General features: G+C 65.7%; 22 protein-coding genes and 2 riboswitches. Of the genes, 8 read left to right on the forward strand and 14 right to left on the reverse strand.

Annotated features, from left to right (window positions below; genetic code table 11):
- Window positions 1-112: 112 nt before the first annotated feature.
- Entirely contained in the window at window positions 113-1,114 is a 1,002-nt protein-coding gene (locus tag M1D32_RS12980) for a DMT family transporter (protein WP_458779061.1), read from the reverse strand.
- A 32-nt stretch (window positions 1,115-1,146) separates the two neighbouring features.
- Between M1D32_RS12980 and M1D32_RS12985 the strand changes: the two genes are divergently transcribed.
- Window positions 1,147-1,380 (forward strand): RNA-binding S4 domain-containing protein, encoded by a 234-nt coding sequence (locus M1D32_RS12985; RefSeq protein ID WP_458779062.1) that lies wholly within the window; start codon window positions 1,147-1,149, stop codon window positions 1,378-1,380.
- Window positions 1,381-1,410: 30 nt separating this feature from the next.
- On the opposite strand, the gene M1D32_RS12990 is transcribed toward M1D32_RS12985, so the two are convergent.
- Entirely contained in the window at window positions 1,411-2,061 is a 651-nt protein-coding gene (locus M1D32_RS12990) for an alpha/beta hydrolase (RefSeq protein WP_458779063.1), read from the reverse strand.
- 77 nt (window positions 2,062-2,138) lie between these two features.
- Here M1D32_RS12990 and M1D32_RS12995 point away from each other — a divergent pair, with 77 nt between their 5' ends.
- From M1D32_RS12995 to M1D32_RS13005, 3 genes are read left to right on the forward strand one after another with little or no spacing between them, the layout of a single operon-like run.
- Window positions 2,139-3,008, forward strand: coding sequence for an SGNH/GDSL hydrolase family protein (locus M1D32_RS12995; RefSeq protein ID WP_458779064.1), 870 nt, complete (start codon window positions 2,139-2,141; stop codon window positions 3,006-3,008).
- Between the two features lie 52 nt (window positions 3,009-3,060).
- Complete coding sequence (locus tag M1D32_RS13000) at window positions 3,061-4,305, forward strand: winged helix DNA-binding domain-containing protein (RefSeq protein ID WP_458779065.1); 1,245 nt, start codon at window positions 3,061-3,063, stop codon at window positions 4,303-4,305.
- Between the two features lie 13 nt (window positions 4,306-4,318).
- The gene (locus M1D32_RS13005; protein ID WP_458779066.1) at window positions 4,319-4,837 is read left to right on the forward strand and encodes a hypothetical protein; all 519 of its coding nucleotides are present in this window, start codon (window positions 4,319-4,321) and stop codon (window positions 4,835-4,837) included.
- Between the two features lie 35 nt (window positions 4,838-4,872).
- Here M1D32_RS13005 and M1D32_RS13010 read toward each other — a convergent pair whose 3' ends face one another.
- Complete coding sequence (locus tag M1D32_RS13010; protein ID WP_458779067.1) at window positions 4,873-6,357, reverse strand: CoA-acylating methylmalonate-semialdehyde dehydrogenase; 1,485 nt, start codon at window positions 6,355-6,357, stop codon at window positions 4,873-4,875.
- Between the two features lie 13 nt (window positions 6,358-6,370).
- On the reverse strand, window positions 6,371-7,273 hold the full coding sequence (gene mmsB, locus M1D32_RS13015; protein ID WP_458779068.1) for a 3-hydroxyisobutyrate dehydrogenase: 903 nt from the start codon (window positions 7,271-7,273) through the stop codon (window positions 6,371-6,373).
- Between the two features lie 139 nt (window positions 7,274-7,412).
- On the opposite strand from mmsB, the gene M1D32_RS13020 reads away from it, so the two are divergent.
- Window positions 7,413-8,312 (forward strand): LysR family transcriptional regulator, encoded by a 900-nt coding sequence (locus M1D32_RS13020; RefSeq protein ID WP_458779069.1) that lies wholly within the window; start codon window positions 7,413-7,415, stop codon window positions 8,310-8,312.
- Between the two features lie 25 nt (window positions 8,313-8,337).
- Here M1D32_RS13020 and M1D32_RS13025 read toward each other — a convergent pair whose 3' ends face one another.
- The 4 genes from M1D32_RS13025 to M1D32_RS13040 all read right to left on the reverse strand — a co-directional run bounded on the left by M1D32_RS13025 (window position 8,338) and on the right by M1D32_RS13040 (window position 13,787).
- Window positions 8,338-9,456, reverse strand: a complete 1,119-nt coding sequence (locus M1D32_RS13025; RefSeq protein WP_458779070.1) for a zinc-dependent alcohol dehydrogenase family protein — start codon at window positions 9,454-9,456, stop codon at window positions 8,338-8,340.
- A gap of 103 nt (window positions 9,457-9,559) precedes the next feature.
- Window positions 9,560-10,942, reverse strand: a complete 1,383-nt coding sequence (locus M1D32_RS13030; protein ID WP_458779071.1) for an MFS transporter — start codon at window positions 10,940-10,942, stop codon at window positions 9,560-9,562.
- A gap of 181 nt (window positions 10,943-11,123) precedes the next feature.
- On the reverse strand, window positions 11,124-12,239 hold the full coding sequence (gene metX, locus M1D32_RS13035) for a homoserine O-acetyltransferase MetX (protein ID WP_458779072.1): 1,116 nt from the start codon (window positions 12,237-12,239) through the stop codon (window positions 11,124-11,126).
- Between the two features lie 12 nt (window positions 12,240-12,251).
- Window positions 12,252-12,367, reverse strand: a riboswitch (SAM riboswitch).
- Between the two features lie 94 nt (window positions 12,368-12,461).
- Window positions 12,462-13,787 carry a bifunctional o-acetylhomoserine/o-acetylserine sulfhydrylase gene (locus M1D32_RS13040; protein ID WP_458779073.1) on the reverse strand — a complete coding sequence of 442 codons (1,326 nt, stop codon included), beginning with the start codon at window positions 13,785-13,787 and terminating at the stop codon, window positions 12,462-12,464.
- A 43-nt stretch (window positions 13,788-13,830) separates the two neighbouring features.
- Window positions 13,831-13,946: riboswitch (SAM riboswitch) on the reverse strand.
- 165 nt (window positions 13,947-14,111) lie between these two features.
- On the opposite strand from M1D32_RS13040, the gene M1D32_RS13045 reads away from it, so the two are divergent.
- Both M1D32_RS13045 and M1D32_RS13050 read left to right on the forward strand, forming a co-directional pair.
- Window positions 14,112-14,750, forward strand: coding sequence for a VOC family protein (locus tag M1D32_RS13045; RefSeq protein ID WP_458779074.1), 639 nt, complete (start codon window positions 14,112-14,114; stop codon window positions 14,748-14,750).
- A gap of 170 nt (window positions 14,751-14,920) precedes the next feature.
- Complete coding sequence (locus M1D32_RS13050; RefSeq protein ID WP_458779075.1) at window positions 14,921-16,435, forward strand: HNH endonuclease signature motif containing protein; 1,515 nt, start codon at window positions 14,921-14,923, stop codon at window positions 16,433-16,435.
- An 81-nt stretch (window positions 16,436-16,516) separates the two neighbouring features.
- On the opposite strand, the gene M1D32_RS13055 is transcribed toward M1D32_RS13050, so the two are convergent.
- The 6 genes from M1D32_RS13055 to tdh all read right to left on the reverse strand — a co-directional run bounded on the left by M1D32_RS13055 (window position 16,517) and on the right by tdh (window position 22,925).
- Window positions 16,517-17,296, reverse strand: coding sequence for a CPBP family intramembrane glutamic endopeptidase (locus M1D32_RS13055; RefSeq protein WP_458779076.1), 780 nt, complete (start codon window positions 17,294-17,296; stop codon window positions 16,517-16,519).
- 108 nt (window positions 17,297-17,404) lie between these two features.
- Entirely contained in the window at window positions 17,405-18,193 is a 789-nt protein-coding gene (locus M1D32_RS13060; RefSeq protein WP_458779077.1) for a DeoR/GlpR family DNA-binding transcription regulator, read from the reverse strand.
- 94 nt (window positions 18,194-18,287) lie between these two features.
- Window positions 18,288-19,499 (reverse strand): imidazolonepropionase, encoded by a 1,212-nt coding sequence (gene hutI, locus M1D32_RS13065; RefSeq protein WP_458779078.1) that lies wholly within the window; start codon window positions 19,497-19,499, stop codon window positions 18,288-18,290.
- 11 nt (window positions 19,500-19,510) lie between these two features.
- On the reverse strand, window positions 19,511-20,632 hold the full coding sequence (locus M1D32_RS13070; RefSeq protein WP_458779079.1) for an NAD(P)/FAD-dependent oxidoreductase: 1,122 nt from the start codon (window positions 20,630-20,632) through the stop codon (window positions 19,511-19,513).
- Between the two features lie 41 nt (window positions 20,633-20,673).
- Window positions 20,674-21,870: a glycine C-acetyltransferase gene (locus tag M1D32_RS13075; RefSeq protein ID WP_458779080.1), complete on the reverse strand. Its 1,197-nt coding sequence runs from the start codon at window positions 21,868-21,870 to the stop codon at window positions 20,674-20,676.
- 8 nt (window positions 21,871-21,878) lie between these two features.
- Window positions 21,879-22,925, reverse strand: coding sequence for an L-threonine 3-dehydrogenase (tdh, locus tag M1D32_RS13080; RefSeq protein ID WP_458779081.1), 1,047 nt, complete (start codon window positions 22,923-22,925; stop codon window positions 21,879-21,881).
- A gap of 127 nt (window positions 22,926-23,052) precedes the next feature.
- Here tdh and M1D32_RS13085 point away from each other — a divergent pair, with 127 nt between their 5' ends.
- Window positions 23,053-23,964: a LysR family transcriptional regulator gene (locus M1D32_RS13085; RefSeq protein ID WP_458779082.1), complete on the forward strand. Its 912-nt coding sequence runs from the start codon at window positions 23,053-23,055 to the stop codon at window positions 23,962-23,964.
- The last annotated feature ends 36 nt before the right edge of the window (window positions 23,965-24,000 follow it).

A 24,000-nucleotide genomic window follows, 5' to 3' on the forward strand; every position in this document is an offset into this window, starting at 1 on the left:
GCGGTCCGCGGTTTTCAGGCCCCGGGCAAGCCGGAGGCGCATGACCGCTGGCTGCCGCGGGGGCGGATGAAGGAAAGATGCGAAAAAGCTGCGTGTCCTAGCCTACCGGTGCCTACCTGCGGAGTGCGCCCCGCGGCCAGGGCAGGGTTGCCAGGATGATGGCAGCCAGCGTGAGGATGGTGCCGAGCACTGTGGCAGGCGCAACCACTGTCCCCGGCGGCGGCAGGATCACGTCAAGGGCAAGCGAGCCGAGCAACTGACCGGCGATCATGCCCAGGCCTGTGACCAGAACGCCCAGGCTGCGGACCAGCAGCGCGCCCAGGCCGATAAAGACGCATCCCATCGGACCGCCGACGTAGTACCACCACTCCCCCGGCAGGGGGTTCCCGGCGCCAACCACGGCCAGTTTGATGGCATAGGCCGTCCAGAGAACCACAGAACCGGCCACGAAATTGACCAGCGTGGCGGCGATCGGCGTGCCGTAGTAAACGGTGGCCGTTCCGTTCATCGCCTGCTGGAAGCTCATCAGGAAACCGGCGGCGACGGGGAGCAGGAGCGGAAGCAGCAGGCCCGCCGGACCGCCGTCGGCCGCACCGCCCGCTCCCCCGGCGCCTCCGGCACCTCCGCTGAACCGGGGCGAAACTGCCCAGGCGACGGCGGCGATGGTCAGCAGGCAGCCGACAATCCGGATCCCGGTGACTGGCTTCCGGCCCGCCGGCCCAATCCCCAACCGGTCCACGAGGAGCCCGCTGACGGTCTGCCCGGTGACGGTGGCAACCGTGAAGAGGGCCACGCCCAAAATGCCGACCGTAAAGGACTGCGCAAAGACGAACAGCGCCCCGATGCCCCCGGCAAGGACGTAGATCCGGGGGAAAGCCCGGCTGCGGACGGCCGGCAGGATGCTGGCCAGACCGGCGCGGCCGCGCGGCAGGAGCAGCGAGATCAGGATCATCACCACGAGCCCTGCGCTGAAGCTCACCACGGAAGCGGCGATGCCGTCGTTCAACCGGGCACCCAGGGCACCGTTAATCCGGCCCTGCAGGGGAATGGCAAGGCCTGCGCCCACCGCCAAGGGAAGGCCTGCAAGCAGCGGCAGGCGATGGGTGGAGGTCACTGAATCCACCTTACGTCAGGCATTATTGCTTCATGAGCAACCGTGTTGAAGACATCCCCATCCGCGACAACATGATCCGCCTTGGCCAGCTGCTCAAGCTCGCCAACCTGGTGGAGGACGGCGTTGAGGCGGCGGACCTCATCAAGAACGGGCTCGTCAAGGTCAACGGGGAGATCGACGACCGCCGCGGCCGCCAGCTGCACCATGGCGATACCGTCACGGTCAACGGGCAAACGGTCCGGGTGGTTGCACCCGAAGCAGGTTAACCTGCCGGGCCCGCACCCGTCGTCGTCCGCCTACTTTTTGAGGACTTCGTGGGTAAGGAATTCACCCACGTGCCCGATCTCCTGCTGGTTGATCCCGTGCCACATGCCCGTGTACAGGACCTTGGTAAGTTTGACGTGCTTGCGGACCCAGCCCATGGTGTAGTCGATCTTGTCCGGGGTGATCACGGGGTCCTGCTGGTCCCGGCCCCAGAACATGGGAACGGTGCCGTCCAGTTCGGAGTCCCTGAAGCTGGGATCGTCGCCTGCGTCCACCACAAAGCCTGAGAGCCCGATGACGGCGGCGAAGTCCGTGGGCCGCTGCCGCAGGAGCGTGGTGGCCATCGCCATTCCCATCGAGAAGCCGAGCAGGGAGACCGAGGGGTGCCCCACTTTGATGGCGTCGATCCAGTCCAGCACAAAGGACGATGCCGCCTTGACCCGCTCCAGGGAGTACTCGATGGAAGCCGTCAGCGGGAACCAGGTGAAACCCGGGCCCATGGCGATGGGAGCCCGGACGGAGGCGACGGCGAAGTCCCCGGGCAGCAGGTCAGCCAGACTGAGCAGGTCCTGTTCGTTGGCGCCGTAGCCGTGCAGCAGTACCAGCAGCGGCCTGCCGTCACGCTGGTCCTCGGGATGGGACCACAGAACAACAGGGGCAGGAAATACTTCGGCTTCAGTCATGGTTTCCATTGTTACAGCTAGCGAAAGGTAACAACCTACGTTCGCGTAGCCAGTGAAGCGGAAGGCAGGATAGGACCGTGACTGACACAAGTGCCATTCAATCCCCTACTGCCCGCGCCGGATCCCACCCCTGGACCCGCTACGTGGCAATGGGCGATTCCTTCACGGAGGGCATCGGCGACCCCGAGCCCTCACGCCCCGGCGGCTACCGCGGCTGGGCGGACCGGGTGGCGGAGGAACTGGGCCGTACGCAGCCCGACTTTGCCTACGCGAATCTTGCCGTGCGCGGCAGGTTGCTGCAGCAGATTGTGGACCAGCAACTTGCCCCCTGCCTGGCGCTCAAGCCGGACCTTGTCACCCTCTCGGCCGGCGGCAACGACCTGCTGCGCCCGGGCGGCGACCCTGACGCCCTGGCTGAAAAGCTCGATTCAGTGGTGCAGATCCTCGCGATGGGCGGCGCCACCGTGGTCCTCTTTAACGGCCCGGATACCGGTTCTTCGGTGCTGGGCAGGATCCGCAGCAAGGTGGCGATCTTCAACGAAAACCTGCGCACCGTGGCTGCCCGGCACGATGCCGTCATTGCGGACATGTGGTCCCTGCGGCAGCTCAGCGATCCGCAGATGTGGGACCAGGACCGGCTGCACTTTTCACCGCTTGGCCATCACACCATCGCGGCCATGGTGCTGGACTCGCTGAACGTGCAGCACACGCTGGAGCCGCTGCAGCCCAAACCGCTGCCGCCCCGCACCTGGCGCGAGGCGCGCTCGGGTGACCTTGTGTGGGCCCGCGAGTATTTTGTGCCGTGGGTGCTGCGCAGGCTGCGCCACCAATCGTCCGGCGATGGAATCACTGCCAAGCGTCCTACGCCGGGTCCCGTCTTTGGTCCCGGTGTTCCGCTGGGATCCGGCGAGGGTCCGCTGGGGACCACCGAGGCCGCCCGGCGATAGTGCCGGGCCACGGTTCCGGGCAACGGGCGGGACAGTTCTCAGGCCGTTCCCCGTGACCAGGGCAGGAGGCGGGCGGCGTGACGTGGCAGCGGACCAGCTGGAGACGGGCATGGAACCGGATGCGGTAGTGCGGCACCGGCTTTCCGCCCAGCTGCTGCGGAAACCAGGCGCCCCCTCGCCGGAGGCCGCCCTGAGGAACCTGCTGGCCGTCCAGGCGCAGGAGTTTCCCTACGCCAGGTGGAGCCTTGCCCAGCGCGTTTCACGCCGTATCGATCCGCCGATCAGTGCCGCGGACATCGAGGACGCAGTGGCCGCCGGCCGGATCCTGCGCACGCATATCCTTCGCCCCACCTGGCATTTCGTCCACCGGGACGATCTGCGCTGGCTTCTGGCCATCTCGGCGCCACGGCTGCAGCAGGCTAATGCCTCCACGTACCGTCTCACCGGAATCGATACGGCAACTGCCGCCCGGGCCGGGGAGGTGCTGGCCGGTGCTGTCGCTGGCGGCAACCACCTCACCCGGGAACAACTCGCCGCGAAGCTGCAGGCGGCTGGCATAGTGGCCAGTGGACTGCGCCTTGCGTACCTGATCATGCACGCCGAAGCCAGTGGCGTCCTGGTCAGCGGCGCGCCTGTCCGCAGCCGCGGTGGTGCACTTAAACAGACTTATGCGCTCTTTGAGGAACGGGTTCCCGGCAGCCCGGAGACGGTTCCTGCCCGTGCCGAAGCGCTGGCAGAACTTGCCCGCCGCTATTTCACCAGCCGCGGCCCCGCAAGCATCAAGGACTGTGCCGACTGGTCAGGACTGACCATGACGGATGTCCGGCGGGGCCTGGAACTCACCTTGGAGGCACACCCCGAAGCCCTCGCCCAGACGGCGGCTGACGGCGTCGAGCTCTATTACAGTGCTGGCGCCGCCACCGCTGAAGCCAACGCGCGGACTGGTGGCGCTGCCCTTTCGGAAGCAGGACCGCGGATCGACCTGATCCAGTGCTACGACGAATACATCATGGGCTATTCCGCCACGCGGCGTTACATGGGCGGCGGAGCTCCCGCATTTCCTTTCGAAGGCCAGCCGATGCACGTAGTGCTGCTGGACGGACGGATGGCCGGTTCCTGGCGGCACAGGCTGCTTCCGGGGCGGTGTGAGCTGGACATCCGGCTCACCAGTTCCGACGACCGGCCGGGTTCCCCGCTGGCAGCCGCAGTGCAGGAAGCAGTGGACCGGTACGGCACGTTCACGGGACTCCCGGCCGTCCGCGTGCAGTACGGCGCTAAGCTGGAAGGACACACATGAGAGGCACGGCACCGTGAGTAACTTGTTTTTCTGGATCATCATTTTGTCATTCCTGATCCCGATGGCCATGCGGATGTACCGGAAGTCTGTCGCCCGCAGGAACCACGAGCAAAGCTTTTCCGGGCGCTACCCCGAGCAGTTTCCGGGCGGCGGCCAGTTCCCCGGTTCGGCCGGCCCGCAGAGCAAACAGCCCCGGGACGGTTACACCCAGCAGGATTATTTCAGCGGCGGATTCCGCGAGCTTGACCGGCCCCAGCCGCTGCCGCCCATCCAGCCGGTTCCACCCATGGACCAGCAGTTTCCGCCCATGGACCAACAGTTTCCGCAGTACGGGCAGCCCCGGCCGGAACAACCCCGGCAGGGGCAACCCCAATCCCCGCAGCAGCCAGCAGCACCTGCCACTCCCCCGCCGCCGTCGGCCCCACAGGGCTACCGCGCACGCAAGCTCGCGGAACTGGATGAGAAGTACAGCAACGGCGAACTTTCCGTGGAGGAGTACATGGCCCGCCGCGGCGAGATCATGAACGGCTGACCTGAGTCAGTCCACGTAGGTCAGTTCCACCTGCGTCAGTCCACCTGCGGAAAGCCCAGGTCGATCACCGAGGTCGCGGGGTCCGGCCACCGCGTGGTGACGACTTTGCCCCTGGTGTAGAAACGGATGCTGTCCGGCCCATACATGTGCGTGTCACCGAAGAGGGAGTTCTTCCAGCCGCCGAAGGAGAACGTGCCCACCGGCACCGGGATGGGCACGTTGACGCCCACCATGCCCGCCTCGACGTCGAACTCGAACTGGCGGGCGGCGCCGCCGTCGCGGGTAAAAATGGCAACCCCGTTGCCGAACTCATTGTCGTTGACCAGGCGGACCGCGTCGCTGTAGGTATCCACCCGGACCACGGACAGGACGGGGCCGAAGATTTCGTCGTCGTACACCTTCATGCCCGGCTTGACATGGTCCACCAGGCTGACTCCAATGAAGAACCCATTGGAATCGAACTGCTGCGAGCGGCCGTCGACAACCACCGTGGCGCCCTCGTTTTCGGCCCCGGCCACGTAGGAGGCCACTCTTTCCCGGTGTTCGGCGGTGATCAGCGGGCCCATCTGTGATGCCGGGTCGGTGCCTGGGCCGATCGTCAGGGTAGCCATCCGGCTCTGGATTGCCGCCACAAGGTCATCGGCGATGGTGCCGACGGCGACGAGAACGCTGACCGCCATGCAGCGCTCGCCTGCCGATCCGTAGGCAGCCGAGATGGCAGCGTCCGCGGCCATGTCAAGGTCCGCGTCCGGCAGGACCACCATGTGGTTCTTGGCCCCGCCCAGGGCCTGGACCCGCTTGCCGTGATCGGCCGCACGCTTGTAAATTGACTGCGCAATGGGGGTTGAGCCCACGAAGCTGACGGCTTTGACGTCCGGGTGTTCGAGCAGGACGTCCACCGCTTCTTTGTCACCCTGGACCACGTTCAGCACACCGGCCGGCAGTCCCGCTTCGGCGAAGACTTCCGCGATGAACACGGCGGACGACGGATCCTTTTCACTGGGCTTCAGGAGTACGGTGTTCCCGCACGCCAGGGCGCTGCCGATCATCCAGAGCGGAACCATGGCCGGGAAGTTGAACGGGGTGATGCAAGCCACGACGCCTACCGGCTGCCGGACGGAGTGGACGTCCACGCCGCTGGAGACCTGCTCGGAGCGTTCCCCCTTGAGCATGTGGGACAGCCCGGTGGCGAACTCGATGTTCTCGAGTCCGCGGGAGATTTCCCCTTCGGCGTCGGAGAGTACTTTGCCGTGCTCACTGGTCAGGATGGCGGCCAGCTCGGACTTGCGCTGGGTCAGGATTTCCCGGACGCGGAAGAAGATGTTGGTCCGCTTCGCCAGGCTGGTCGCCCGCCAGGCCGGCAGCGCAGCCGAGGCGACGGCAATGGCTTCTTCTACCCGGGCAGCGGAAGCCAATGCCACCTGCTTTTCCTGCTCTCCGGTAGCAGGGTTGTAGACGGGGCCGAAGCGTTCGGCATCGGCAACGCGGCTGCCGTTGATGTAATGCGGAATGGTCTGCATGGAGGTCTCTCTTCTACTTTGCTGATTCCAGGGAACCGTCGGCGAGCTTGATGATCATGGAGCAGTCCTTGCCGGACTCGCCCGCATCGATGAGGCGCTGGTACAGCTGCTGAACGTGCTTGCCGATTTCGAGCGGCGTGCCGGTGTCCTCGGCAGCGCTGATGGCCAGTCCGATGTCCTTGTTCGCCAGCTCGGCGGTGAAGGTGGGCGCGAAGTCATTGTTGGATGCAGCGGTGGGGACCACGCCGGGAACCGGGTACCAGGTGCGCAGGGCCCAGCTGTCGCCGGAGGACACGGAAGCGATGTCCCAGAACACCTTCTTGTCGAGGCCGAGGCGGTCTGCGAGCACTGCGCCCTCGGCAGTGGAAGCCAGGTTGATCAGGAGCATCAGGTTGTTGCAAATTTTCGCAGCCTGGCCGGTGGTGGCTCCGCCGGTAGGGATGATGTTGGCTGCCATCGGTTCGATGTAACGGGTGGCGTCGGCCACGGCGTCAGCTGCACCGCCCACCATAAACGTAAGCGTTCCTGCCTTGGCGCCGCTCATCCCGCCCGAGACAGGGGCATCGACGAAGCGGAAGCCGGCGGCAGCGGCGGCGTCGTGCAATTCCTTGGCGGCGGCGATATCGATCGTGGAGGAATCAACCAGGAGTGTGCCCGTATCGGCATGCGCCAGCACCCCGTCCCCGCCCAGGTAGACAGCCTTGGCATGCTCGCCCTTGGGAAGCATGGTGAAGACGACGTCGGCCCCCGCGACTGCCTCGGCGATGCTTCCTGCCGGCTTCACCCCGCCTGCCTCCGCAGCGGCGAGAGCGGCCGGGTTGAGGTCGAATCCCCGAACGTCGTGACCCGCCTTCGCCAGGTTCCCCGACATGGAACCGCCCATGTTTCCCAAACCGATCCAACCAACTACCGCCATGGCATAAGCTCCTTTGCTGTGCCTCCGGCCGAGGGCAGCCGGAAGGTCTGTGTCCACCATCACACCCTGTTAGAGTGCAATCAAGGGGAAAAATCACAGATGGCATGTGCACTTATGCACACAGAGGAAAGGGGACCGGGTGGCGCGGCTTCCGAGTCCGGACGACTTGCTGATTTTGCTCACTGTGGCCCGGCTGGGACGCTTCAACGCCGTCGCCGAAACGATGGGCACCACGCACACCACCATTTCGCGCCGGATCCTCGCCCTGGACAAGCAGCTGGGCGGCCGAACCCTGGAGCGCAGCCCGCACGGGTGGGAATTGACGGAGCTGGGCGCTTCGGCTGTGGCCGCGGCGGAAACCATCGAAGAAACGCTGGGATCATTGGCTGCTGCCACGGGCCAGGACCGGGACGCCCTGTCCGGCATGGTGCGCCTGAGCACCTCCGACGGTTTCGGCGCCGAATTCGTTACCCCTGCACTGGTCCGCCTGCAGCAGCAGCATCCCCTGCTGAATGTGGAGATGCTCAGTGCCACGCGGAAGGTCAGCCAGAACCGCTCCGGCGTGGACCTGGAGGTGGTGGTGGGACGTACGGACGTGAGCAACGCGCAGGCCATCTTCCTGACCAACTACTTCCTCCGGCTCTACGCCAGCCCGGCCTACGCCGCCGAGCGGGGCCTGCCGGAAACGCCCGACGGCGTGGGGCAGCACGGCTTTGTCTCTTACGTTGAGTCGGCACTCCAGGTTGCCGAACTGGGGCACCGGTCCTCGCAGTTGCCGATGCCCAGGTCCAGCTTCCAGGCGACGAGTATCTTTGCCCAGGTGGAGGCGGTGCGCCGCGGCGCCGGTATCGGATTGCTGCCGAATTTTATGGTGGCGCGGAATCCTGAGTTCGTTCCGGTGCTCCCCGACGACTTCCAGCGCCAGGTGCCCATTTGGGCCGTGGCCCGGCCGGAATCGCTCCGGTCCGCCAGGGTACAGGCCGTGATCGCTGCCCTCAAGGAGGAAGTGGCGGCCCGCCAGGATCTACTGGCAGCCTAGACCCCGGCTGTCCGGAACCGCCTCCTCAGGCGTGGAAGAGCCGCCTCACCACCTGCCCCGCGGCCAGTGCGTCGAGGCCTTCGTTGATCTCATCAAGCGGCCGGGTGTCGGTGTGCAGCAGCTCAACGGGAAGTTTCCCCTCGCGCCAGTACCCAAGGTACAGGGGGATGTCCCGGCCCGGAACGGCGTCGCCCATATACGAGCCCAGCAGCCGCTTGCCCGCCCCGGCGAACTGAAGCGCGGGCACAGTCAGTTCCGCCGTGGGGTGTGGCAGCCCCACCGAGACCACGGCGCCGCCGCGCGTCACGTGCTCGAGGCATGATGCAATGACCCGGGCTGACCCCACAGCTTCGATGGCGGTGTCCACGCCGTCGCCGGCGGCCTCCTGGATGAGGCGGGAAGCCTCGTCCGGTGTCCCCACGGCGGTTGCCCCGCACTTCAGGGCGAGCCCGTGCTTGCCGGCGTTGGGATCGATGGCAATCACGGAGGAGGCACCCGAGAGCGCCGCGGCCATAACGGACGACAGACCCACGGCGCCGAGTCCGAAGACCGCTACGGACTGGCCTTGCTGGACGGCCGCTGTGTTGAGGACAGCTCCCATCCCGGTGAGCACGGCGCAACCGAACATTGCCGCAACGGTGTCGGGGACGTCGTCGTCGATGACCACCACCGACTCCCGGGCCACCACGGCGTAATCGGCGAAGGCCGAAACCCCCAGATGGTGGTTGATCCGCTCCCCTGCGGGCGTCCGCAGCAGGGCCTCACCATGCAGGAGGTCCCCTGACCCGTTGACTTCCGCCGCACGGTGGCAGAGTGCCGGACGGCCCGCCCGGCACGCACGGCAGTCATTACAGCTGGGGACGAAGACGAGGACAACGTGGTCTCCCGGGGAAACATCCGTGACACCCTCACCCACTGCGGCAACCCGCCCTACAGCCTCGTGCCCCAGGGCCATGGGTAGGGGCCTGACGCGGGAGCCGTCCACCACGGAAAGGTCCGAGTGGCACAGGCTCGAGTAGGTGATGGTGATGCCCAACTCGCCGGCGCGGGGTTCCGGCCGGTCAAGCTCCTCGACCCGGAGGGGCTGCGCTTCGGTGTAGCTGGTTCCGGACGGGACCGTGGAGTAAAGGACTGCTGCTTTCATGGGAAATCCTGACTTCATCGAAGGTGCTGACGCCCGACTGCCCGGGCCTGCGTGGTCGCGGGTCCGGGCAGTTGGTGCTGTTTGGCTCTGGTGGTGCCGTTAACTATTTCTTGCCGGCCGCGAGCAGGTCCGCGGTGCCCTGGGCGTCGGCTGCGTCCACATCGTGAAGTGAGATGCCGCGGGTCTCCTTGAGGAAGAACACGGAGATTGCGGTGACGATGCAGGCTCCCAGCAGGTACAGAGCCACCGGTGTGGAGGACTTGAAGGTCCCCAGCAGCGATGTGGCGATGATCGGTGCCAGCGAACCGGCGACGATAGAGGTGACCTGGTAGCCCAGGGAAACGCCCGAGTACCGCATCCGGGTGGGGAACATCTCGGCCATGATGGACGGCTGGCCCGCGTACATCAGCGCGTGGAACAGCAGGCCGATGGTGATGGCGGCCAGGATGACGATGTCATTGCCGGTGTCCATCATGGGGAAAGCGAAGAAGCCCCACGTGCCGCCGAGGATGGCGCCTGCCATGTAGACCGGCCGCCGGCCGAACGCATCCGACATCTTGCCCACGAGCGGGACGGCGCAGAAGTGGATGAAGTGCGCCACGAGCAGAAGCAGGAGGATGCGGGAGGTGTCCGTCTGAACGATGATCCTCAGGTAGGTAATGGAGAACGTCACCACGAGGTAGTAGAGGATGTTCTCGGCAAAACGCAGGCCCATGGCGGTAAAGACACCACGCGGGTAGCGGCGGAAGACTTCGGCCACACCGTAGCCCTTCTTTTCCACCGTAACTTCCTTGCGGGCTTCGATGAAGATCGGCGCATCCTGGACCTTGGTGCGGATGTAGTAGCCAACGATCACGATCACGGCGGAGAGCCAGAAGGCGACGCGCCAGCCCCAGCCGAGGAATGCTTCCTCGGAAAGCGTGGCCGAAAGGGTGAACAGCACGCCCGTGGCCAGGAGGTTGCCCATCGGTACCGCTGACTGCGGCCAGCTGGACCAGAACCCGCGGGACTTGTTGGGGCTGTGCTCGGCAACCAGCAGTACGGCGCCGCCCCACTCACCGCCGACGGCGAAGCCCTGCACGAAGCGCAGGAACACGAGGAGGGCCGGAGCCCAGTAGCCGATCTGGGCGAAGGTGGGCAGGCAGCCCATCAGGAAGGTGGCTACGCCTACCAGGATGATGCTCAGCTGCAGCAACTGCTTGCGGCCGAACTTGTCACCGAAGTGGCCAAAGACGATGCCGCCGATGGGGCGGGCCACGAAGCCTACGGCGTACGTGACGAAGGCGGCGATGATGCCGTCCAGTTCTGTCCCTGAATTGGGGAAGAACATTTTGCCGAACACCAGGGTGGCGGCGGAGGCATAGAGGAAAAACTCGTACCACTCAACAACGGTGCCGGCCATGGAGGCCGTAACGACTTTCTTCAGGCCTGATGCCTTGACGTCGGTTTCCTCTGGCCGCCGTGCGGCGGAGCTTTCCGTACTCATTTATGAACTCCTTCGGCGTCATCCTCGACACCACTGGGACAGGCTGTGGCGGATACACGTGATTTTGGCCACGAACCGCCGGGTCCCATTGAGTATGGTCTGCCTGTACGCCCAGCTCAACGGCGAATCATGCAGAGCCCATCTGCATTAATGCACACAATTCGGCTTTTGGGGCGGGGCGTTATGCCGAAAGGTGCTCCCGGAGCTGCGATCCGAGTTGGCCGATCTCGGTGAGGAATCCGTCGTGCCCGATGGGCGCCTCGATGAGGTGGACGTCCACCTCTCCGGGAAGCGCCCGGGCAAGCTCCCGTGACTGGGACGGGAAGTAGAGCCGGTCCGAGTCAACAGCAGCGACAAAAAAGCGTGCGTTGGCACCGGACAGGGTCTGGGTGAGGGACCCCCGCCCCCGGCAAATGTCATGACTCATGAGCGCCTCGGTGATGGCGATGTAGCTGTTGGCGTCAAAGCGCCGGACCAGTTTGGTCCCCTGATGATCCAGGTAGCTCTCCACCTGGTAGCGCCCGCGGGTTCCGAGCTGCTCGCCCTGAAGCGGCGACTCGGGAGCCTGCGGCGCGCGCCCGAACCGTCCGTCCAGTTCCAGCGGAGAGCGGTACGTGATGTGGGCGATGCGCCGGGCCAGGGCCAGGCCTTCCTCGGGAGCGGGTCCGTTGTAGTAGTCACCACCGTTGAAGTTGGCGTCCTGCCGGATGGCGAGGGTCTGTGCCTGGGCAAAGGCGATCTGCTCGGCGGTACTCGCGGCGCCCACGGAGATTACAGCACAGCGCTGCACACGTTCGGGAAAGGTGACCGCCCATTCCAGCGCACGCGCGCCGCCCATTGAGCCGCCCAGCACGGCAAACCAGCTCCCGATCCCCAACTGGTCGGCCAGCCTGGCCTCCGCCACGGTGCTGTCCCGCAGGGTCACCAGCGGGAAACGCGAGCCCCAGGGCGTTCCGTCCGGAGCGAGCGACGACGGCCCTGTGGACCCGTAGCAACCGCCCACAATGTTGATGGACACCACGAAGAAACGGTTGGTATCCACCGGCGCACCCGGCCCGGCGAGTTGTTCCCACCAGCCGGGTTCGTCCGTGTCGCCCCTGGTCACGTGGGTGCTGCCGGTCAGAGCATGTTCGATGAGGATGGCGTTGCTGCCGTCCGCGTTGAGGGTGCCCCAGGTTTCATAGGCCAGCGTCACGTCCGGCAGATATCCGCCGGCTTCCAGCTTCAGCCCCCCGATGGGGGCATAGCGGACAATCCCGTGTTCGGGGACGGTGGTACGGGTGACGGTAACCGTCATGGCAAGACCTCTTCTACGCGCTTGCCCGCCGTCGAATGACCGGCAGGCCAGGTCTTCACCCGGGGCACCCCACCGCGGAAGGAGGGTTGCCGGCCAGCAAGCCGGGGCTGTCACTGGCACTCATGACCTGGTTCGAGTGTACGAAACAGCCCCTGCCTGCCGCCAAGAGTGTGACTGGTTGTGACTTCCCCGGCCCGCTGCCGGGCTGCCGCCCGGGCCTGGTTAGGCGCCGGTGGCCTCCTTGGCCGCCCGGAAGCCGGCCTCGAGGTCAGCCAGGATGTCATCGATGTGCTCGATCCCTACCGAAAGCCGCACCAGGCCGGGGTTCACGCCGGCAACTACCTGCTGCTCGGGCGAGAGCTGGCTGTGGGTGGTCGACGCCGGATGGATCACCAGCGAACGGACGTCACCGATGTTTGCCACGTGGGAGTGCAGCTCCAGCGCGTCCACAAAGCGTTTGCCCGCCTCCGCGCCGCCGGCGAGGTTGAACGACACGATGGCGCCGGTGCCCTTGGGGCCGTACTTGCGGCCGCGCTCGTACCAGGGGCTGGAGGGCAGCCCGGCATAGGCGACGGATTCGACGTCGTCACGCGCTTCCAGCCACTGGGCAATTTCCAGGGCGTTGGCGACGTGACGTTCCACCCGCAGGCTCAGTGTCTCCAGCCCCTGGGCGATGAGGAAGGCGTTGAAGGGCGACACTGCCGAGCCCAGGTCGCGCAGGAGCTGCACCCGGGCCTTCAGGATGTAGGAGAGGTTGGCGCCCAAGGCACCGTCGGCGCCGAGGTCACGGGCATACACCAGCCCGTTGTAGGTGGGGTCCGGGGTGTTGAAGCCGGGGAACTTTGCAGGGTCCTTGCCGAAATCGAACTTTCCGGAGTCCACGATCACGCCGGCGATCGCGGAACCATGGCCACCCAGGTACTTAGTGGCCGAGTGCACCACGATATCCGCACCCCATTCCAGTGGCCGGATCAGGTACGGGGTGGACAGGGTGTTGTCCACGATCAGGGGAACCCCGGCCTCGTGCGCAACCTGGGACACGCCTTCGATGTCCAGGACATCCTGCCGCGGGTTGGAGACCACCTCGCCAAAGAACAGCTTGGTGTTGGGCTGCACTGCCTCGCGCCACTGGTCCAGGTTGTCCGGGTCCGCCACAAAGGTGACGGAGATGCCAAACTTTTTCAGTGTGTGGGCGAAGAGGTTGTAGGTGCCGCCGTAAAGGCTGGGGCTGGCGACGATGTGGTCCCCCGACTCGGCAATATTCAGGACCGCAAATGTTTCAGCGGCCTGGCCTGAACTGAGCAGCAGGGCACCCAGGCCGCCTTCGAGGCTGGCGATCCGCTGTTCCACCGCTTCCTGGGTGGGGTTGCCGATCCTGGTGTAGATGGGCGCCAGCTCAGCAAGGGCAAAGCGGTTCGCTGCGCTCTCGGCGCTGGGGAACACAAAGGACGTGGTTTGGTAAATGGGGAGCGCACGGGCACCCGTGGCAGCGTCCGGCTCCTGCCCTGCGTGGATCTGGCGGGTTTCGAAAGACCATCCGTTGGACAACTAAGGCTCCTTTGACATGGGCCCGGCATGCTCGAAGCACCGCGGGCCGCGCTTGCCATCCGGCCGTTGCCGGACAACCAGGTCCTCACCCGGGGCACCCCACCGCGGATGGAGGGTTGCCGGCCAGCGAGCCGGGGCTTGGCGCTGGCACTCATGACCTGAGGCCAGTGTAGGAACATGCACGCGACGGTTGACAGGATTATGACGAACAAGGTCCCCATGACTGCCGTCAGCAGGACCTTGGATTAATGCTGCTTTGGAACCGAAATCCCAGTAAGGCTACCCTTAGCTGAGAGCCCGATCACAAAGTGCCAAGATGTTGCCATGCGCATGGATCACGTCTCTTACGCCTGTGAACACGATGGCCTGGCTGCCACCACCGAACGTATTTCCTCTGCCCTCGGCGTTGAGGCAGTGAAGGGTGGGGTACACCCGCGGTTCGGAACCCGGAATATGATCATCCCGCTCGCTGGGCACAAGTACCTCGAAGTCGTCGAGGTACTGGACCACCCCGCTTCCGACAAGGCCCCCTTCGGGCAGGCAGTGCGTGCACGGTCTGCGGCGGGCGGCGGCTGGATGGGCTGGTGCGTCGAGGTTGACGACCTGGTTCCCTTTGAAGAACGGCTCGGACGCTCCGCCGTCAACGGAAACCGCAAGTTTCCTGACGGCCGCGAACTGGTCTGGAAGCAGATCGGTATCCTGGGGTTGATTGCGGACCCGCAGGTTCCGTACATGCTCAAGTGGGAGGGCGACCCGTCGCTGCACCCGTCCAACGCCTACGACAGCAACGTCAAGATGAGCTGCCTGACAATTGCAGGCTCCGCTGCCCGGGTTACCGAGTGGCTGGGCGAGCCGGTGGAGAAGCCGCTCGAAGACGTTGCCGTGGAGTGGGTGGCACCGCACGGAACCCCCGGGATCCTTTCGGTGACGTTCGAGACCGCTAACGGAGCCGTCACCATCTAATCCTGCTCCGTAGGCCCGGGCAGTCCTGCCAGGGCCTCGGCTTGGGCAGGGCTGCCCTTCGAAACTTCGGCCGCCATCAGCTGGTGACAACGGGGTCACCTGCCGATGGCGGCCGAATCCATTTCCAATAGCCCCTCGGGATTGTCGTACCCCTTTGTCATGATTGGTTTATGGGGAAAGCGGCGGTGGCGAAGGCGTTTGAGGACATCAATGCCGCTCTTGCTGTGCTCAATGCAGAGGCTGAGGGCTGTGGTTCGGAGGCGTTCTCCGCTGTTGATCCGCTGGCCGGCCTTGCCGATGGGTGCCTGGACATCCTTGCCGGCGGCGCCAGGGCTCAGGCCCGGGTGTCGGGATTGTTGGCCAAGGCCACAGCAACATACGCCGGCACTGCGCGGGCCGCTGCTTCGCCGGACGCGCCCGTGCAGGCGCAGGAAATGGCCATCGCGGCGGAAATCGGGTGCGTCCTGGCCCTCAGCGACCGGGCTGCCGGCGTGCTGCTTGCCCAGTCCTACGCCCTGACCACGTCCTTGCCCCTGACGCTCGCAGCCCTGCACAAGGGAATGATCTCCTGGCAGCACGCCAGAGTGATGGTCGATGAGACCGCCACCTTGGACCCGGTCGGGGCCGCAGCCCTGGAGGCCCACTTCCTGGACCCCGGCACACCGAAACCGGCCGCCGCGGCAACGATCGGGGAAATGCCGGCGTACCGGTTCAAAGCCAAAGCCCGGACCTGGCGGGAACGCCACCACCCGGAGAGCCTGGAGAAACGGCATGCCAAGAGTGTGGCGGACCGTCGGGTCGAACACGGGCCGGACCAGGACGGGATGGCCTGGCTCTCGGCCTATCTGCCCGCGGACCAGGCGTTGGCGGGCTGGAACAAGCTCACCGCCGACGCACGGGAATTACAGGGCCCGAAGGAAACCCGGACCCTCACCCAGTTACGCGCGGACCTGTATGCCAACCTGCTCCTCGGCGAAACCACCACAGGCCGTGACGAAACAGCGGCTGGAACAGCTGCCGGCACTTCGTTGATCCGGGCGCAGGTGCTGGTCACCGTGCCGGTGTTTTCCCTGCTGGGCCTGACCGATGAGCCGGCGATGCTCGACGGGTACGGACCCATCCCGCCCTCGATGGCACGTCATCTGGTCGCCGACGGGGCCGGCTCGTTTTACCGGGTGCTGGTGGATCCGCGGGATGGGGCTCCGTTGGAGATCGGCCGGACCAGCTACCGGTTGACCAAGGCCATGCGGAACTGGCTCAGCTTGAGGGACGGCAAATGCCCGTTCCCCGGCTGCAGCAACAACTCCCTGGACAACGAAGCCGACCATCTCCTCGCCTGGCACGATGGCGGCAACACCGGCATCAGCAACCTCGGCCAGCCCTGCCCGAAGCACCACAAACTACGGCACACCGGCGGCTGGCAACCAACACCAGCCACCAGAAACGAACCACCCGGCTGGACCTCACCCACCGGCCGGCACTACAAAAGCGAACACCCGGACTGGGAACCACCCCACTGGCCCGAACAACCGCTAACGGATCTGAAGTCCAAGAGGACATTCACCCGGCGCTGGCCTCAGCCTGCGCCCGGGGATCTGCCGCGCGGCGACGTGGACCTTGTTCGCATCGGTTTATCCCTCGGAGAAGACGGCATCGAGCGGTTCCTGCACGCCCGAGGTGGATGACTCTTTCCGGGGAGCGGCATCCGCCCACAAGTGGTTCGACAGGCGCAGCCACGCGATACCGTCACAAACAGGCCGGCTGCATTACCCCAGCCCCACGGCCTTGCCGAACAGGCTGAAGCCAACGAACGCCACGATGTCCAGCAGTGCATGGGCTATCACGAGGGGCATCACCCGCCGGGTCCTGGTGTACAGCCATGCGAAAACGATGCCCATCACCACGTTACCGATGAAAGGGCCGAATCCCTGATACAGGTGGTACGTGCCCCGGAGCAGCGAGCTCACCATGATGGACATCGGCACGCTCCAGCCGAACTTGCCGAAGCGGTTCAGGAGGTATCCCACAACGATGACTTCCTCCACAACGGCATGGCGCATTGCGGACAGGATCAGCACGGGCACCGTCCACCAGTACGCGTCGAGGGCGCTGGGAATAATGGCCGTCGTGATTCCGAGAGCCCTGCCCGCGGCATAGAGGCCAAGGGACGGGACGCCGATCAGCGCGGCCAGCCCCAGACCCTGAAGCATGTCCCGCCCCGGCCGCTCGAAGTTGAATCCGAGTTTGCGGAAAGCCGAACCGGCGTTGCTGCCATCGCCGGAGGAGGCCTGCCGCTGGTCGGTCAGGAAGTAGATCACCAGCAGCACCGGCACCAACGCAAAGATGATGTCCAGCAGCTGGTACGTCAGGTCGAAGTACTCACGGGTGCTCTGCGAGCGGTTCAGGGTGGAGGTGCCCTCCGCCAGCGGGGCGCGGGTCATCTTGTCCAGGAGCTGCACCACCGAATACACGGCAGACTGGCCCAAGGACAGGCCCAGGACAATCCAGACTTCTATCCGCAGGCGACGGCGGGAGGGAACCAGCATGTACCCATCTTGCCTGCAGTTTCTGGATCCGGCCTGATTGCCCTGCGGTGTCCGGCCGGCTGGGCCGCTCCCTGACGCTAACGGCTTCCAGCCCAGCGACAACCACGCTCAGCCTGCCGCGACGATCACTTCCGTGCCCTTTGCCTCGAAGGCCGCCTTGTCGCGCGCCGAGATTCCCGCGTCCGTAATCAAACGGGTGAAGTTGTAGCCGTCCATGGTGGCAAAGGCACGCACCCCAACTTTGGACGAGTCAGCGAGTACGTAGGAGACACGGGCCCTGCTGGCGAGCAGGGCGTTGACGGACGCTTCCCCCTCCCCCGTATTGGTCGGCCCGACGTCGGGGTCGATGCCGTTGACACCGATGAAGGCGATGTCCAACACCACCTTCTGCATGATGATGTCCGTGTACGGCCCCACCAGTTCGTAGGACCGCGGATTGAGGATCCCGCCGGTAACCATGACTTTGATGTTGGGCCGGACGGCCAACTGCCCGGCGATGTTGATGGCGTTGGTAACCACGGTGAGGGTGGGCTGGTTGGAAGGCGCGTTGAGATCCTCGCGCGTGGCCAGGATCTGCGCCAGCGCGGTGCTGGTGGTGCCGCCGCAAAGCCCGATTACGGCGCCGGGGGCAATCAGCGCGGAGGCCGCCTGGGCAATCTGCTCCTTGGCCTCGGCATGATCATCGCGGTTGTACCGGCCCGGCAGGTCGTAGGCCAGCGCGCCCGTTGTGGCACCGCCCCGGGTCCTGGTGAGCAGCCTGCGCTTTGCCAGGCTGTCCAGATCGCGCCGGGCGGTGGCCGGGGAGACGTTGAGCGTGCTGACGATCTCTTCGACCTCCACCTGCCCGCTCCTGGCGAGGAGATCGAGTATGGCCGTCAGTCTGTCAGTGCGGGTCATGCAAGGGCCTCCAGCTACTCCCGCCACCGGTACGATGACGCTTTCTGATCATAACAGAACCCGAATGATCATCTAACGTCAGTTTATCGCCGGATTACCTCGCCCTCTTTCCAGCCCGCCATACAGCGTACGTCAGGGGCATGCCGGGACGATATGCAAGGTGCGTCGGCGAGGGTGCATTGAGCAGGTGGAGATCCGCGCGGTGTCCGACCGCGATCGAACCCACCGCGCGTTCGCCGTCGGCATCGTCTCCCTTGTCCTTGTGCAGCGCCAGGGCCCCACCGTAGGTCGCGGCCCGAACAGCTTCATGAACGCTGAGGCCCATCTGCAGCACGGCGGTGGTGACGCAATAGGCCATTGAGCTGGTGTAGGACGTGCCCGGGTTGCAGTTGGAAGCCAGCGCCACCTGGATGCCGGCGTCAAGCAGCACCCGCGCAGGGGCCAGGGGCTGGCGGGTTGAAAGATCGCAGGCGGGCAGGCAGGTTGCCACCGTGCCCCTCGCACCGGATCCGGAAGCGGCATCCCAGCCCGTCCAGGTCCCGGCCAGCGCATCAACGTCCTTATCCGCGAGGTAATTGGCGTGGTCCACGCTCGCGGCCCCAAGTTCGACGGCGAGCTGCACGCCCGGGCCTTCGCCGAGCTGGTTGCCATGGACGCGCAGGCCCAGGCCTGCGTCGCGGCAGGCCAGCAGGACCCGCCGGGATTGCTCCTCGGTGAAGGCCCCTTCTTCGCAAAATACGTCGGCCCACTGCACGTAGGGCCGGACGGCGGCGAGCATTGGGCCACACACGAGGTCGATGTACTCGTCCGCGTCCTGTCCGGCAGGAACCAGGTGCGCACCGAGGTAGGTGACCTGGTCCGCCACGGTGGAGGCGATGCGAGCGCTCCGGGTCTCGTGTTCAACGTCGAGGCCGTAGCCGGTTTTCGTCTCGATGTAGGTGGTTCCCTGCGAAACGGCTTCGTCAACGCGGGACAGCGCCAGGCGGGTGAGGTCGAAATCGGACGTGGCACGGGTGGCGTTCATGGTGACGGCGATGCCCCCGGCAGAGTAGGACTCCCCCGCCATCCGCGCCTCGAATTCCGCCGTCCGGTCACCGGCGAACAGCAGGTGTGTGTGGGAGTCCACCCAGCCCGGAAGCATGGTCCGGCCGCCGGCGTCTACGGCGTCATCGGCGGCAGGAGCGTCAGCGGCTGCGCCGATCCAAGAAATCCGTTCACCTTCGATCACCACGGCGGCGTCCCTCAGGACCCGGTGCTCCAGGTCCTGGGTCATCAGCTCGGCGATATTGGTGATCAGCGTACTCATACAACCATTCTTCAGCGCCGGACTGACCAGCGGGTGGCCGCCAGCGCCTCAGCTGTCCGGGATGCCGGACCGCCCGCCGGCTGGGCGGCACTGCCGTTGGGCTCGAGAACGGCCAGGATCTGGCCGGCTGCAAGTTCCGCCATGGCAGACGATGCCTGGAAGCCATAGCCACCCTGGCCGGCTAGCCAGTAGAAGCCGGGGGCTTCGGCATCGAAGCCGGCCACGGGCACGCCGTCGGCCGCTTCCGTCCGCAGACCCGTCCAGGCCCGGCGGACTTCGGTGATGCCGAGCGTCGTTAGCCCGTTGAGCCTTGCCACCAGGCGCTCCACGTCACCCGGGCGGGGCTTGGCATCTTCAGGTCCGCTTGGCACCGATTCGGAGGGGGAGATCAGAACATCGTCACCCTCCCGGCGGAAGTAGAACGTGTTGTCCGCAGCCGCCACCATAGGGCTTTGCGGCGGCAGGGGACGTTCGACGGCGGCAATCGCCGTGGTGCGCCGGTACGGCTGCAGCCCGAGCTTCTCCACTCCGCTGATCACAGCCAGTTCGTCCGCCCAGGCGCCGGCGGCGTTGACGAGGACGCGGGCTTCGAATGCCTCCATCCCGGCCCCCACCTGCCAGCCGGAGCCCAGGCGCTGGGCGGAATGGACCCGTGCGCCGGTAATGATGTCCACCCCGGCTGCCAGCGCCCGTTGACGGTGGTCCGCCAGCAGAAGGGGTGCGTTGCAGCCGAAGGAACCGGTATCGAGTCCGGCGGCGGTGAACGATTCCGGGACCAGTGCCGGGCACAGTTCCAGCGCCTCGGCCGGGGTGATGGAGCGCATATGGCCGCTGGCTTCCGCTGCCACCGCTTCCCCGGTGCCGATCAGCATAAAGCTGCGGGGCGTGAGCACTGGTTCGGGCAGCCCGGCATCGCGGGCGGCGATCAGTTCCAGGGTGCGGACCGTCAGCTCCTGGACCACGGGCGGGCCGTAACTGGGGATGAGCTGCCGGGCTGAGCGGGAGGACGTGTGGTACGCCAACTCCTGCTCAGCCTCCACCAACGCAACGCTGCATTGGCCCGCCAACGCCGAAGCCAGGGAAAGCCCGGCAATCCCGCCGCCGACGATCAGGACGTCATAGTGTGCTGCCATGGCACCATCCTTGCAGAGTTAGGGACGGGCGGTGGCGTCCGTCAGGCTGCCACCTCGGCACGGCTGGTGACGAAGGCACGCACACAGGCTTCGACGTCGTCCGCTGAATGCGCAGCCGAAAGCTGCACGCGGATCCTGGCCGCCCCGCGCGGAACCACGGGAAAGCTGAATGCGGTAACGAAGGCGCCGTGCTGCAGCATCCGGTCAGCCACCTTCGCGGCCATGACGGCGTCGCCGAACATCACTGGGACGATGGCATGCTCGCCGGGGAGGAGGTCGAACCCCTCCTCTGTCATACGGCGGCGGAACAGTGAGGCGTTGTCAAAAAGTGTGCGCCGCAGCTCCGCCGAGTTCTCCACCAGGTCCAGGGCCTTAATGGTGGCGGCGACGATGGCCGGGGCGAGCGAGTTGGAAAAGAGGTAGGGGCGGGCCTTCTGCCGGAGCATGGCCACTACCTCTGCACGGCCGGAGACGTATCCCCCTGATGCCCCGCCCAGGGCCTTGCCGAAGGTGCCGGTATAGATGTCCACCCGGTGGGACACGCCTGCATGTTCGGGCGTGCCGGCCCCGGTTTCGCCCATGAAGCCGACGGCGTGGGAGTCGTCCACCATCACCAGGGCGTCGTGCTTTTCGGCGAGGTCGCAGATGGCCTCCAGCGGCGCGAGGTACCCGTCCATGGAAAAGACCCCGTCGGTGACGATGATCTTGCGGCGGGCATCCTTCGCCTCAACGAGCTTGGCCTCAAGGTCGGCCATGTCCTGGTTGGCGTACCGGTACCGCTGCGCTTTGCACAGCCGGATGCCGTCAATGATGGACGCATGGTTCAGGGCGTCGGAAATGACGGCGTCCTCCGGGCCGAAGAGGGATTCGAAGACGCCGCCGTTGGCGTCGAAGCAGCTGGAGAAGAGGATGGTGTCCTCGGTTCCCAGGAACCGCGATACCCGGGCTTCGAGTTCCAGGTGCAGGTCCTGGGTGCCGCAGATGAACCGCACGCTGGCCATGCCGAAGCCGCGTTCGTCCATGGCGCCCTTCGCTGCGCTGATGATTTCAGGATGGTCCGCCAGGCCCAGGTAGTTGTTGGCGCAAAAGTTCAGCACCGTGGCGCCCTGCTGGCCGATGAGCCCGGCGGTGATGTGGTTTGACTGCGGCGAGTTGATGCTGCGTTCGGTCTTGAAGAGTCCGGCGGTGCGGATGTCCTCCAGCTCGCCGCTCAGCTGGTCCTTGATCGAGGTGTACATGGTGTTCCTTAGAGTTGGGTCCAGTCGAGGACAACTTTTCCGCATGCGCCGCTGCGGGCCAGGTCGAAGCCTTTTTCCCACTGGGCGGCGGGGAGCGTATCAGTGACGACGGCGGAGATGCCCGCGTGCAGCACGGCGTTGGACGAGAGCATGGCGCTCATCGCGTACCAGGTCTCGTACATTTCCCGGCCGTAGATGCCTTTGAGCGTGAGCATGTGGGTCACCACCTTGCCCCAGTCAATGGTGATGTCCTGGCTGGGCAGGCCCAGCATGGCGATCCGGCCGCCGTGGTTCATGTTGTCGATCATCTCCGGCAGGGCGCTGGGGTGGCCGGACATTTCCATCCCGATGTCAAAGCCTTCGCGCATCCCCAGTTCCCGCTGGGCGTCGCGGACGCGGGTGGTGGAGACATCGATGGCAAGGTCTGCGCCGAGCTGCAAGGCCAGGTCCAGCCTGGGCCGGGAAACGTCCGTGATGGCGATCTTGCGGGCTCCGGCGTGCCGGGCAACGGCGATGGCCATCAAGCCGATGGGGCCGGCACCGGTAATCAGCACATCCTCCCCCACCAGCGGAAAACTGAGGGCCGTGTGCACGGCGTTGCCGAAGGGGTCGAAGATGGCGCCGAGTTCAGGAGTGACAGAGGGATCGTGATGGACCCAGACGTTGGTTTCGGGGATCACCACATACTCTGCGAATGCGCCGTCCCGCTGCACTCCCACACTGACTGTATGGATGCACATCTGCCGCCGGCCGGCGCGGCAGTTCCGGCAAATACCGCACACCACGTGGCCTTCGCCGGAGACGCGGTCACCGACCTTGACGTCGCGGACGGCTTCGCCGACTTCGACCACTTCGCCGTAGAACTCGTGGCCGGGGATGAGGGGAGCTTCAATGATTCCCCGGGCCCAGGCGTCCCACGACTGGATGTGGAGGTCGGTGCCGCAGATGCCGGTGGTCATCACCCTGATCTTCACGTCAGCGGGCCCTGCTACCGGTTCGGGACGGTCCACCAGCTCGAAGCCGGCCTGTGGGCCGGCCTTGTACAAAGCCTTCATCGGCTTCCTTCTCTTTGTGCGTCGTTGGCAGGTCCTGCCCTCCTCATTACAGCGAGGAAGAAGCTTTAGCACAACAGCGAAGTTCTCAATCGACGATGTAGCGAAAGCTAACGCTTAGACTGAACCGGTGGAGATACACCAGCTCGAAATCCTGCGGGAACTCGGCGCCCTCGGCAGCGTCAAGGCGGTGGCGGACACCCTGATGGTCACCCCCTCCGCCGTCTCCCAGCAGTTGGCCCTGCTGCAGCGGAAAGTCGATGTTCCACTCACCCGCAAGGAGGGCCGCAACCTGGTGCTCACCGAGGCGGGCCAGGTGTTGGCCGACGCGGGAGCCGCCGTGGTCAGTGCAATGGCTGATGCCCGGGACGCCATCGGCAATTACCACGGCTCAGTGGCCGGCCGCGTAACCCTTTGCGGGTTCCACAGTGCGGGCCAGGCAATGTTCGCGCCGCTGGCCAGGATCCTGGACGCCCCGGACCTGCCACGGATCGAGCTCTCCGATGAGGACGTGGCCCAGCAGGACTTCCCCGCCCTGACGGCCCGTTACGACCTGGTCCTTGCCCACCGGATGGACCACAGCCCCCGGTGGCCTGCGGAGCGGGTGACCGTGATTCCTCTCGCCCACGAACCGCTGGATGTGGCATTGCCCGCGGGACACCGTCTCGCCGGGAAAGCGGCCGTGACGGCGGACGACGTCGGCGGCGAGGCGTGGGTGACCAGCCACACGGGATACTCCCCCGCGGACGTGCTGTCCGCCGTCGCCGCTGTTTCCAGCCACGAACTGAACATCGTGCACCGGATCAATGACTACTCCACGGTGGCGGCGCTGGTGGCTGCCGGCGGAGTGGTGGGACTGCTCCCGAGGTACACCGCAGGACCGGTGCTCAACACGGACATTGTGCTGCGGCCCCTTGAGGGGATCAGCACCCGCCGCCGGATCGACTTGCTGGCGAGGCCTGAAAACCTGAAGCGCCGTTCCGTTATGACTGTCGCCGAAGCGCTGCAGGGCATCATGGCCGGACTGGTGAAACAGGGCTGACCAAGGCTAACCAGGGCTGACGAGCGCTGACCCCTG

This window comes from Arthrobacter sp. D3-16, from assembly GCF_054408515.1.

Excerpts from the sequence above, each read along its gene's own strand:
- M1D32_RS12985 (WP_458779062.1), top strand. The coding sequence starts at position 1,147 with ATGAGCAACCGTGTTGAAGACATCCCCATCCGCGACAACATGATCCGC.
- M1D32_RS12990 (WP_458779063.1), bottom strand. The coding sequence starts at position 2,061 with ATGACTGAAGCCGAAGTATTTCCTGCCCCTGTTGTTCTGTGGTCCCAT.
- M1D32_RS13010 (WP_458779067.1), bottom strand. The coding sequence starts at position 6,357 with ATGCAGACCATTCCGCATTACATCAACGGCAGCCGCGTTGCCGATGCC.
- mmsB (WP_458779068.1), bottom strand. The coding sequence starts at position 7,273 with ATGGCGGTAGTTGGTTGGATCGGTTTGGGAAACATGGGCGGTTCCATG.
- M1D32_RS13025 (WP_458779070.1), bottom strand. The coding sequence starts at position 9,456 with ATGAAAGCAGCAGTCCTTTACTCCACGGTCCCGTCCGGAACCAGCTAC.
- M1D32_RS13030 (WP_458779071.1), bottom strand. The coding sequence starts at position 10,942 with ATGAGTACGGAAAGCTCCGCCGCACGGCGGCCAGAGGAAACCGACGTC.
- metX (WP_458779072.1), bottom strand. The coding sequence starts at position 12,239 with ATGACGGTTACCGTCACCCGTACCACCGTCCCCGAACACGGGATTGTC.
- M1D32_RS13045 (WP_458779074.1), top strand. The coding sequence starts at position 14,112 with ATGCGCATGGATCACGTCTCTTACGCCTGTGAACACGATGGCCTGGCT.
- M1D32_RS13050 (WP_458779075.1), top strand. The coding sequence starts at position 14,921 with ATGGGGAAAGCGGCGGTGGCGAAGGCGTTTGAGGACATCAATGCCGCT.
- M1D32_RS13055 (WP_458779076.1), bottom strand. The coding sequence starts at position 17,296 with ATGCTGGTTCCCTCCCGCCGTCGCCTGCGGATAGAAGTCTGGATTGTC.
- M1D32_RS13060 (WP_458779077.1), bottom strand. The coding sequence starts at position 18,193 with ATGACCCGCACTGACAGACTGACGGCCATACTCGATCTCCTCGCCAGG.
- hutI (WP_458779078.1), bottom strand. The coding sequence starts at position 19,499 with ATGAGTACGCTGATCACCAATATCGCCGAGCTGATGACCCAGGACCTG.
- M1D32_RS13070 (WP_458779079.1), bottom strand. The coding sequence starts at position 20,632 with ATGGCAGCACACTATGACGTCCTGATCGTCGGCGGCGGGATTGCCGGG.
- M1D32_RS13075 (WP_458779080.1), bottom strand. The coding sequence starts at position 21,870 with ATGTACACCTCGATCAAGGACCAGCTGAGCGGCGAGCTGGAGGACATC.
- tdh (WP_458779081.1), bottom strand. The coding sequence starts at position 22,925 with ATGAAGGCTTTGTACAAGGCCGGCCCACAGGCCGGCTTCGAGCTGGTG.